This is a genomic window from Agrobacterium sp., from assembly GCF_032092815.1.
In the GTDB taxonomy this organism is placed as follows: Bacteria; Pseudomonadota; Alphaproteobacteria; order Rhizobiales; family Rhizobiaceae; genus Agrobacterium.
In genome coordinates, this window is the sequence record NZ_DAMDBP010000050.1 from 1 (window position 1) to 9967 (window position 9967).

General features: G+C 54.4%; 13 protein-coding genes. 8 read left to right on the top strand and 5 right to left on the bottom strand.

All coding sequences use genetic code 11. From position 1 onward, the window contains the following. Positions 1-7 precede the first annotated feature (7 nt). On the bottom strand, positions 8-466 hold the full coding sequence (locus RT613_RS20695; protein ID WP_313618266.1) for a Crp/Fnr family transcriptional regulator: 459 nt from the start codon (positions 464-466) through the stop codon (positions 8-10). Positions 467-678: 212 nt separating this feature from the next. Between RT613_RS20695 and RT613_RS20700 the strand changes: the two genes are divergently transcribed. Beyond that, complete coding sequence (locus tag RT613_RS20700; RefSeq protein WP_313618267.1) at positions 679-1023, top strand: response regulator; 345 nt, start codon at positions 679-681, stop codon at positions 1021-1023. Between the two features lie 96 nt (positions 1024-1119). Here the strand turns inward: RT613_RS20700 and RT613_RS20705 are convergent, their stop codons facing one another. Beyond that, positions 1120-3621 (bottom strand): membrane-bound PQQ-dependent dehydrogenase, glucose/quinate/shikimate family, encoded by a 2502-nt coding sequence (locus RT613_RS20705; protein ID WP_313618268.1) that lies wholly within the window; start codon positions 3619-3621, stop codon positions 1120-1122. 287 nt (positions 3622-3908) lie between these two features. Between RT613_RS20705 and RT613_RS20710 the strand changes: the two genes are divergently transcribed. After that, on the top strand, positions 3909-4529 hold the full coding sequence (locus RT613_RS20710) for an NAD(P)H-dependent oxidoreductase (RefSeq protein WP_313618269.1): 621 nt from the start codon (positions 3909-3911) through the stop codon (positions 4527-4529). 72 nt (positions 4530-4601) lie between these two features. Here RT613_RS20710 and RT613_RS20715 read toward each other — a convergent pair whose 3' ends face one another. Next, positions 4602-4898 (bottom strand): PRC-barrel domain-containing protein, encoded by a 297-nt coding sequence (locus tag RT613_RS20715; protein WP_313618270.1) that lies wholly within the window; start codon positions 4896-4898, stop codon positions 4602-4604. A gap of 47 nt (positions 4899-4945) precedes the next feature. On the opposite strand from RT613_RS20715, the gene RT613_RS20720 reads away from it, so the two are divergent. Both RT613_RS20720 and RT613_RS20725 read left to right on the top strand, forming a co-directional pair. Continuing rightward, complete coding sequence (locus RT613_RS20720; RefSeq protein WP_313618271.1) at positions 4946-5164, top strand: hypothetical protein; 219 nt, start codon at positions 4946-4948, stop codon at positions 5162-5164. 117 nt (positions 5165-5281) lie between these two features. Next, positions 5282-5800 carry an MgtC/SapB family protein gene (locus tag RT613_RS20725; RefSeq protein WP_313618272.1) on the top strand — a complete coding sequence of 173 codons (519 nt, stop codon included), beginning with the start codon at positions 5282-5284 and terminating at the stop codon, positions 5798-5800. 84 nt (positions 5801-5884) lie between these two features. Here RT613_RS20725 and RT613_RS20730 read toward each other — a convergent pair whose 3' ends face one another. Next, positions 5885-6361, bottom strand: a complete 477-nt coding sequence (locus tag RT613_RS20730; protein ID WP_313618273.1) for a hypothetical protein — start codon at positions 6359-6361, stop codon at positions 5885-5887. Positions 6362-6553: 192 nt separating this feature from the next. On the opposite strand from RT613_RS20730, the gene RT613_RS20735 reads away from it, so the two are divergent. Further along, positions 6554-7279 (top strand): cytochrome c oxidase assembly protein, encoded by a 726-nt coding sequence (locus tag RT613_RS20735; protein WP_313618295.1) that lies wholly within the window; start codon positions 6554-6556, stop codon positions 7277-7279. Positions 7280-7282: 3 nt separating this feature from the next. Continuing rightward, entirely contained in the window at positions 7283-7783 is a 501-nt protein-coding gene (locus tag RT613_RS20740; protein ID WP_313618274.1) for a CopD family protein, read from the top strand. Here the strand turns inward: RT613_RS20740 and RT613_RS20745 are convergent. After that, on the bottom strand, positions 7761-8258 hold the full coding sequence (locus RT613_RS20745; RefSeq protein ID WP_313618275.1) for a DUF2231 domain-containing protein: 498 nt from the start codon (positions 8256-8258) through the stop codon (positions 7761-7763). The genes RT613_RS20740 and RT613_RS20745 overlap by 23 nt on opposite strands. Before the next feature lie 84 nt (positions 8259-8342). Between RT613_RS20745 and coxB the strand changes: the two genes are divergently transcribed. Continuing rightward, entirely contained in the window at positions 8343-8981 is a 639-nt protein-coding gene (gene coxB / locus RT613_RS20750; protein ID WP_313618276.1) for a cytochrome c oxidase subunit II, read from the top strand. Beyond that, positions 8981-9967, top strand: a 987-nt coding sequence (locus tag RT613_RS20755) for a cbb3-type cytochrome c oxidase subunit I (RefSeq protein WP_313618277.1), incomplete at its 3' end; no start/stop codon positions are given. The genes coxB and RT613_RS20755, both read left to right, overlap by 1 nt.

The following is a 9967-nucleotide window of genomic DNA, read 5'->3' on the forward strand; positions in this document are numbered from 1 at the left end:
ACCTCGATCACAGATCAGGCGACTGCTGGCAACGTGGGGGCAGGACACCGGTTACAATCTGGGCGACGAATGTCTGAATATATCTTGCGAGAAGATTGGCAAAAATCGGATTGCTCGGCAATTTCTCATTCAACGCGAGCAGCGGCATTCTGTAAGCTTCTCCGGGCACCTGCATGAGCACCTCATGCACGCTGACGGTACCGCCGACACCTGCGGATGTCGGACAAAAACCCTCGCGTCCAACCATACCTGCTTCAGCCCGCTGGCCGTCTTTTGACGCGGTTACAACAGACCCTATTCCACTGCACAGGAAATAGACGTATTCGATAACACCATTGGCACGCGCAATCACTTCACCCTTGGGAAGCTCCACGAACTGCAAAGCATCCGCCACATTGACGAACTCGTGTGATGGTAACAAGGCTAGAATTCGATTGCGTAAGGCGGGGTGTTCCGAAACGTTCATGGCACTCGATGGCGGGCGTGAGCAGTCGCCCACAGCCGCCAAGCCCTGAGCTATGTCAAACGGTTGCTGATTCTATAGCATTCTCGCCATTCGAGAGATTTTAGGTACGCTAGCATACCTACCGCCTGAAGGTGTTCAGAACCTGCTAAACTGCATTTTCAATGCTAGGAGGGACTGAACTGACCAAGCATTTGCAGAATACCGTTCTGGTTTTGGAAGACCAGCCTCTTATTGCACTTGAAGTCGAGGAGCTGCTCAACAAAGCAGGCTTTTCAGAAGCAATCACCTGCATCTCATGCGCTGACGCGAAACAGTGGCTGGAAACTCACACGCCATATTTTGCAATCCTTGAAACCAGGCTTCCGGATGGTCCCTCGGACGAGATTTCGCAAATTCTTGCTTCGCGGAACGTGCCGATTATCGTCCATTCCGCTGATGTAGCTGATATCGACCAGGTCGCCGCATTGACCGAAGCCAGTCGTTTCTGGATCAACAAGCCCTGTCAGCCAGACCTGTTCTTGCAGGCCGTCCGGGACTGCACCGAAGCGCGTCCATAATCAGACTGTTGATGAACTGGAATTGCCGAGTGCGTGAGCGGGTTCAAAAGACGCCCGCCAGTCGGTGATGAATGGCGGGCGTTCGAATGTCAGAGATCAATTGTCTGCCTTGGGCAACGCATAAGCGATGAAGTAATCACCGATCGGGGTTTCCATGAAGTCGTGACCACCGGCGTTAATGACAACAATCTGGCGTCCATTGGCTTCATAAACCATCGGTGTCGCTTGGCCACCAGCTGGCAACGTCTCCTGCCACACTTCTTTGCCGGTTTTGATATCAACAGCGCGGATCAGATCATCCGTGGCGGCAGCGATGAAAAACAGACCTGATGCGGTCACGACACCGCCACCGTTGTTCGGCGTTCCGATATCAACCGGCAGCATGGACGGAATTCCAAATGGGCCGTTCTTTCTTGCCGAGCCAAATGGCCGATCCCACAGAACTTTACGCGTGTTCAGATCGATTGCGGTGATGCCGCCATAAGGAGGCTGCTTGCATAGAAGACCTGTCAACGGGACGCGCCATCCCGCATTTACACGGATGCCATAGGGCGTCAGTGCCTGCGGATTGATGCTGCCATGGGAGCCAGATCCAGCATCGGGATTGTAATTTGGATCGGTAATTGGCAGCACGCCCATCCTGTCCACCTCTTCGCGCGGAACGAGCTGGTTGTAGTTTGGCATGTTGTTGTAGTTGGCGATCATGATGTTGTTGACCGGGTCGATCGCGATACCACCCCAGTCAGATCCGCCGTTGTAGCCCGGGAACTGGATCCAGGGTTTGTCGACGGTTGGCGGGGTGTAAACTCCATCATAGGCAGCCTTGCGGAACTGAATCCGGCACCAGAGCTGGTCGATCGGTGTGGCTCCCCACATATCGGCCTCTTTCAGCTCAGGCTTCAAAAGGTTTGGGAAATCGGTGACAAAAGGCTGGGTTGGTGAAAGGCGTTCCGGTTCGACACCACCTGTCGGAGCGGCCCTCTCTTCAATATTGACAAGTGGCTCACCGGTAGCCCTGTTCAGGATGTAAAACTGGGCCTGCTTTGACGGCATGATGATTGCGGGGACTGGTCCATTGGGAGTTGGAAAATCAACAAGGCTTCCCTGACCACCCAGGTCATAGTCCCATACGTCGTAGTGCACTGTCTGGTAGTGCCAGGCAACTTTGCCAGTTTCAACATTGAGCGCCACGATGGCCGTTGAGTAGGTGTTTTCTTCCGGCGAGCGATCACCGCCCCAGTAGTCAACGGCCGAGTTGCCCATTGGTAGATACACCAGCCCGAGCTCGTCGTCGCCAGAGGCAATCGTCCATACATTCGGTGTTCCCGGTGTGTAAATTTCACCTTCAGGCGGCGCACCACTCTGGTCCGGTTTGCCCATGTCCCACGCCCAGGCAAGTTCGCCGGTTACCGCATTGTATCCACGGATGACACCCGAGGGAGCCTCCCGTGTCTGACCGTCACTGACCTGGCTACCGACAACGAGAATGTTTCGAACCAGGGTAGGCGGCGAGGTTGGGGAATAAAAGCCCGGCGCAGTATCGCCAATGCCGTCTAGCAGGTTCACAACGCCCTCGTTTCCGAAGTCCGGGCAAGTCTGACCAGTTTCGGTATCAAGTGAAATAAGACGGGCATCGAGCGTTTGCACGACGATACGCGCAGCGCATAATGCGGTGCTTTCTGCCGCCGGATTTTTGTAATAGGCCAGTCCACGGCATGTTGCATTATAGCCGATTGCGTCCGTTGAGACCTCTGGATCGTATGTCCAGAACTGCGTTCCTGTTGCCGCATCTAGGGCAGTCACCTTGTTGAGCGCGGAGCAGATAAAAAGCCGATTTCCGACTTTGATCGGTGTATTTTGATTGCCGAATGCCTCCTCGCCCTGCGGCAGATCACCGGTGCGAAATTCCCAGATTTTTTCGAGTTTGCCGACATTATCGAGATCGATCTCGCTGAGAGGTGAATAGCGAACCGCTTTGTGCGTACCACCATAGGCCGGCCAGTCTGCGCCAGTTTCAAGCGGCTCGTAAGTCGACTGCATAGCCGTCGTTTCGACGGGAGGGACTGCCGGACTTTGTTGGCCGGGCTCACCCCCGCTTTGTGCGTCGTCCTGTTGCGGTGGCGCGCTCGGTGCCTCCTGTGCCGATAACGACCCAATGCCAGTGTTGATGGCCAGCACCGCGCCACCGACTGCGAAAAAGGCCAGAGTTATCGATGTGACGATTGTTCGTAGTTTTTTCGACGACTGGTTTAATGTCGGCACGGTCGACAGGACCAAAAGCAAAACGACCGTCGGTGCCACAAGCCGGGGGACCTGCGCCCAGCCATTAAGACCCGCCTCCCAAAAGGCCCATGCAACGGTTATGACAAATGTTGCGAGATAAACCCATAGAGCAGCTTCGCTGCGACGCATCAGAAAATAGGCGGTGATCAGGAGGCCCATGCCAGCCGGGAAATAATACCAGGAGCCGCCCAGCACGATCAGATAGACGCCCCCGACAGCTATCGGGATGCCGAACAGCACAAGCAGTATCGCGACCGCGATTGGCCACCATGATCTCGTGCGGGAGTGCGATGGGTTTTTGGCTATTCCTGACATGACATACCTCCAGTTGCATATTTCGCCAACGCGAGCGCAGCGATATTGTTCCGAAATTATCTCGACGATTTCGTCACTGCGCACAAATGGTGGGAAATCCCCACGGTGTTCCGCACGGTTTGATCAAAAATGCCTGTTCGTCAGAAATGGTTTTCTACGGTCGGACATCCGGTTCCATCAGCTGAAGGCTCTTAAAGCAACTGTAAATTGCACTTCACGTGGTTTCGCGCGCCTTTGGGAACAAGCTGGCATTTCGTGGGTTCGGACTATGAACAGGAGGTAGTCACATGTCACTCAAAGTATTGGCCCTGAATGGAACGTTGAAATCATCCAACGCAACACAAGTCAGTTCCACCGCGAAGATGCTGGAGCTGATTGCCGAAGAATTTTTACGTGCAGATGTCCAGACCGAAACCATCCGGCTTGCAGACCATGACGTGAAGCCCGGGGTGACCTCAGATGAGGGGGAGGGTGATGCATGGCCAGCGATCAGGGAAAAAATTCTGGCGGCCGATATTCTTCTTGTCGGCACGCCAATCTGGCTCGGTCAGCCGTCAAGCATTTGCAAAGGCGCGTTGGAACGCATGGATGCGTTTCTCGAAGAGAAAGATGACGAAGGGCGAATGGTATCTTACGGCAAGGTTGCGGCCGTCGCGGTGGTGGGAAACGAGGACGGTGCCCACCACGTATCTGCCGAACTGTTTCAGGCTCTCAATGATGTCGGTTTTACTGTGTCGGCCAATGCAGTCGCCTATTGGGTGGGGGAGGCAATGGGGGACGAGGATTTCGCAGACTTTAGAAAGACGCCTGATACGGTAGAGACGATGATCTCAATGCTGGTTCGAAACACCGTGCATTTGGCAAAGCTGCTGAAAGCACATCCGTATCCGGGCAAACGGCAGTCGTGAAATGTTGACCTGTTGAGATAACTGCCGAAACCAGAAGATATGAAAAAGCCCGGTCAAACCGGGCTTTTTTCGTTAATGACTATGCTCAGGCATATCTTTCAACTGGTCTTTTGTCCATGCTGTGATGGCATGAATATCGCCGTCCTCGTCGCGCATGAACTGAAGGTCTGACAATGGCACGGCTACCGGCTTTGCGCCAATGCCGAGGAAACCGCCAACATCGATAATTGCCTGGCTGCCTGCGCCAACGCCGTGAACATGGTCGACCTTGCCGACATTATGGTTGTCTGCGCCGTAAACGGTGGCTCCTTCCAGAGTTGCCGGTGTGAGTTCATTGGCAGTGAGACGGACCTGATTGATATGATCCATGATCGTTTCCTCCATTGTTTTGCAAGTCACGACATGATGGGGAACTCTTGTTTCATCCTGACGTTGATAATCATGTGTTTGAAGAAAGGTTTTCCATGACGTCCAACGCCCCGAATGATCCAATCCTCCGCAAGACTGAACCTAATCACAACCCGGTGAAAAAGCGCCGTATGGGCAAAGCTGTCATAGGCGCAATGATTATCTTTGGTGTCGTCGTTTTCATTGTTTACGCGACCATGATCGGCTTCAGTGTTTCAGGCGCGTAACGGGTAATGGAGAGGATATTACTTCCACGCTGGAGATTGGCATGAAGCTGTCAATGAGCGAACCTTTATCCGGCGAGCCATCTCCGCTGTCAAAATCGCGCGGTGGGGTGGATCATAATGATTGAATGGCTGAACTCGCTTGGCGTTCAAATCAATATCGTTCCACACCTCGTAGCGCTTCTGTTTGCCTATGTGCTCGCCCTCCCTATCGGCTGGGATCGTGAACGCCATGAACGCAGTGCCGGCCTTCGCACTTTCCCATTGGTCGCTATCGCGGCTTGTGGTTTCATTCAGGCTGCGGAAACGGTGACTGTCGGTAATCCAGAGGCCACAGCCCGTATCGTCGAGGGCCTTATAAATGGTGTCGGTTTTATCGGCGGAGGAGCTATCCTTGTTGGCAAGGCCAGCACACGCGGCACTGCGACGGCGGCAAGCTTGTGGGCCACCGGCGCAGTTGGCGCAGCCGTTGGACTTGGTGCCTATGACACCGCCATCGTTCTGTCGATAATGACATTTGCCACGTTACGTGTAATGTCCAATTTCAAATCAGACAGCAACGAAACAGACGCCGCCTATTCTGAGCCACAAAAGCAAGCTGTTTCACCGACCAATGTTCAGCAGGACACGAAGGTCTGACGGGATCTCGGACTTTGCAGCATTCTGACAGACATTCTCTGCCTCAAAAGCTGTACTGGCCCCCATTACAAACTCGCTGCTGCGCTACCGCGCGTTGGCAAGTTTGTGGAATGCGTCCTTTACTTCAAAGAAGCGCATTTCGGGCACGGTCACCCTGACAATCGTTGACCCGCGTTTCAGCTTGCGGTCAATATCTTCCGGATCGTCGAAACCGGTACTCATCAGAAAACCCAAGGCTCCGCCCGCAGCCCCGGCGACAGCGGCACCCGCAGCACCACCCGTAATCGCTGTGACCAGCCAACCCGATGCGACAAGCGGACCCGCGCCGGGGATAGCAACAAGACCCAGACCAGCGAGAGCGCCACTGACGCTTCCCAGAACCGCGCCTGCACCTGCTCCAGCGGTTGCACCCTGTTTCGCATCAGGATGCGGTGCCTTATCTGCCGTCGGATCAAACGCTATGACGGAAATGTCGGCTGGGTTTATGCCAATATCTTCGAGGTATTTGACTGCTCGACGAGCACCACCAATGTATTCGAAAACCCCAACGACATGCGGCATGACAACCTCCGTAACACAATCCAAGGTTATTTAACGGTGCGAAAATGCTTCAAGTTCCAATGAAATGCTTATTTTGGGTTGTCGTTTTTAGCGCCGACCGAATTATTGGAACCCTTATGCAACTGCTGCGTTGGCTAAAGTGAATGATCTTGAAAAGTTTCAGCGGATAGGGGGCGTCTCACTTTGTCGCGTGTGCTTGAGCCTTATTGTGGCCCCGCTCCTGATGCGGAAACTCTGTTTTCCGCCTGGAATTTCGACCCGGCTCTCATCATCGTGACAGCTGGTTCCCTGTTTGCACTCCACCGCGCGCAACCGCACTTGAGAGCGTGGCTCACCTACCCGCTTGCTGTTGCACTTGTCATCGCATTCATTTCGCCGCTCTGTGCATTGACGACAGCATTGTTTTCGGCGCGCGCCGTCCATCACATTCTCATTGGCTCCATTGCAGCGTCGATGATTGCGTTGATGCTGCCTGGCCGGTGGGGCGTGATTGCAAAAGTGCCGGCAGAAGCGGTTTTCCTGTTACACACCGTCATTTACTGGCTTTGGCACATCCCGGTTTCCTACGACTTCGCATTATCGGGAAGCTGGCAATATTGGCTCATGCAGATTGCGTTCATCATGGCATCTGTCTGGTTATGGTGGTTGATCCTTGCCGACCGAATTTCGGTGTTTTCTGCACTGGGTCTGACAGTTGGAACCATGTTTCAAATGGGATTTCTTGCTGCCATCCTCACCTTCGCGCCATACCCGATATTCGAAGCGCATTTCGCCAAAACCGAAGCATTTGGTCTAAGCCCACTTGAAGATCAGCAGGTTGCTGGCGTGCTGATGTGGACGATCGGCATTGCTCCTTATGCGATAGCAACACTTTGGCTGGTATATACACGCCTCATGTCGCCCGCAGCGGAGCGATAGCCAATGGTGATGATGGTAAAATTTCTGCATGTGGCAACGATTTCGATCTGGGCAGCCGGTCTTGTCAGCCTTCCCGGGCTTTACGTGCAAAGAGCCCATGTTGAAAACAAAGACAATCTTTTCCGTCTTCAACGCATTGTCCGATTTGCCTATGTGCGCGTTCTTTCCCCCGCCGCGTTTCTCGCGATTGCCTCTGGCATCGGACTGATTTTTATTCAGCAGCCATTCAGTAGCTGGTTTTCACTCAAGCTCGCTTTGGTTGCTTTGCTGGTTGTCATCCACGTTTTGACGGGGCTGGTGATCATCCGGCTGTTTGGCAAAGGCGAGGTGTACCCCAGATGGCGGTTCATCCTCGTGACGGCGGCAAGCGGGTTTGTGGCAGGGGCAATCATTTTCGTCGTTCTCGCACGACCGGAACTGGACTTGCATTTCTCGGACGGGCTTTTCGAAGCAGGCGCACTCAAGGGATTTGTGTCGTCATTCAGTCCTTGGGAGATACCATGAGGCCGATACCGTGATCGAAAATCAACTTTCCACCATGCCAGCCCGCAAGGCCCGTCAGCATTGCCGCCAGGAGGGAAAGACCCAAACCGTGGGGAAGGGTATCGAGGGCGCCCGTGAAACGGCCGCCCCAATTTGCGCCAGCCACCGCGATGAGCGCCATTGCAGCGATACCATGTGCCCAACTGGCGACGCGCGCCCGAATACCCGGGACGAGAAGCAACTCCGCTGTGCCGATCAATCCGGCCGCGATACCGCTGAAAAATGCCACACCAGCAGCCCACAGTCCTGCCCTCTCCCAGAAGGGATCTCCCGTCCACCACAACATGATGTCGGCTGCAAGAGTGGCGATCACCAGCGCAATCGGGAAATGCACAGTCATGGCATGAAGCGGATGGCCTGCGACGGCAACCGCGGAGGTCGTGGTTTTTTCCTCGATCTTGGAAATGACCGGATTGGTACCGTTGCTTTCAGACATCAAAAAACTCCCGTTCTTCTGACAACACGTCGAAGCGTCGTCCGGTTCCGGCCGGCCATGATGATTGCGGCTGCAGGAACGGTCTTGTCTGGGTGTCGCGGGGATACGTCAGCGCTTGATCCAGCCGGACCATCTGCTGCCATGGTGGCCGACCTCTGGTGGGTCATGCTCTCAGGTGCCGGTACGATCTTCCTGTTGGTGATGGCATTGTTCAGCCTCGTTTTGTTCAGACCAACGGTCTTTGCCAATATCAGCGCAAAACAATGGATGGGTTTTGGCGGCATTGCCATGCCTGTTCCTGTGCTGATCGCACTATTGCTCTATGCTTTTGTTCAGGGTGAAAGGCTGTTTGGTGCAGGCACACCCGCACCTGGCGTGACTGTCAAGGCCACATCACGCATGTGGAGCTGGGACTTCAGCTACACCATTGATGGCAAGTCGGCCTTTAGCAGCGACACCCTGCATATTCCGGTCGGAGAGCCGGTTCGCATTGAAACCACGAGTATGGACGTGATCCATAGCTTCTGGGTTCCAAGGCTCGGCGGGAAAATCGATTCCATCCCCGGCCAGACAAACAGCATCGTGCTTCAAGCAGATGTTGAAGGCACGTTTGGCGGGATTTGCTCGGAATATTGTGGCCAAGGCCACCAACAAATGACCTTCCGGGTCAATTCCTACAGCCGCGCGCAATTTGACGCCGTAATGAAAGAACTGGGGCAGTGATGGACACAGATGTAACCCGAAAAATCTCAAGTCTGGCTCTGCATCGCGACCTGCATGACGCGTGGAAAACCGGACGTGGTTGGCAGCGGCTGGCAGCTGTCAATCACAACGTGATCGGCAAGCGTTTCATGATAACCGCCCTCGTGTTCTTCGGGATTGGCGGCTTTCTCGGCATGCTTATTCGTACACAATTGGCCACTCCAGAAGGAGCATTCATGGATGCCGGGCAATATGCCCAGGTGTTTACCATGCACGGGACGATCATGATGTTCCTGTTCGCCATTCCGTTTTTTGAAGGTCTGGCGATCTATCTGCTCCCGAAGATGCTGGGCGCGCGGGACCTCGCATTTCCCAGACTGTCGGCATACGGCTACTGGTGTTATCTGTTTGGTGGCTCCATGCTGGTTCTGGCCCTTTTGAGCGGTGTTGCACCGGCGGGTGGGGGGGTCATGTACACCCCGTTGTCATCGTCACAATACAGTCCAGGCATTAACGCCGACATCTGGCTACTGGGCATAACCTTCGTCGAGATTTCAGCTATCAGCGCAGCCATCGAGATCGTGGTGACAATTCTGCGCATGCGTGCACCCGGAATGTCGCTGGTCAGGATGCCAATCTTCGCGTGGTACATGCTGGTGGTTGGCGCTATGATGCTGGTTGGCTTTCCACCGCTGATACTTGGTTCAATCTTGCTGGAAGCGGAACGTGCTTTTGATCTGCCGTTTTTTGATCCGCAGCGGGGAGGGGACCCTCTATTGTGGCAGCACTTGTTCTGGCTGTTTGGTCACCCGGAAGTTTACATCATCTTTCTACCGGCGGCAGGCGCGCTCTCCACGATTATCCCTGTCCTCGCAAGAACGACATTGACGGGCTATCACCTTATCGTCGCGTCTTTGGTGGCCATGGCCTTTCTGTCATTCGGTCTTTGGGTCCACCATATGTACACGGTCGGTCTGTCGCTCGACACGCAGCGCTACTTCGTTTCT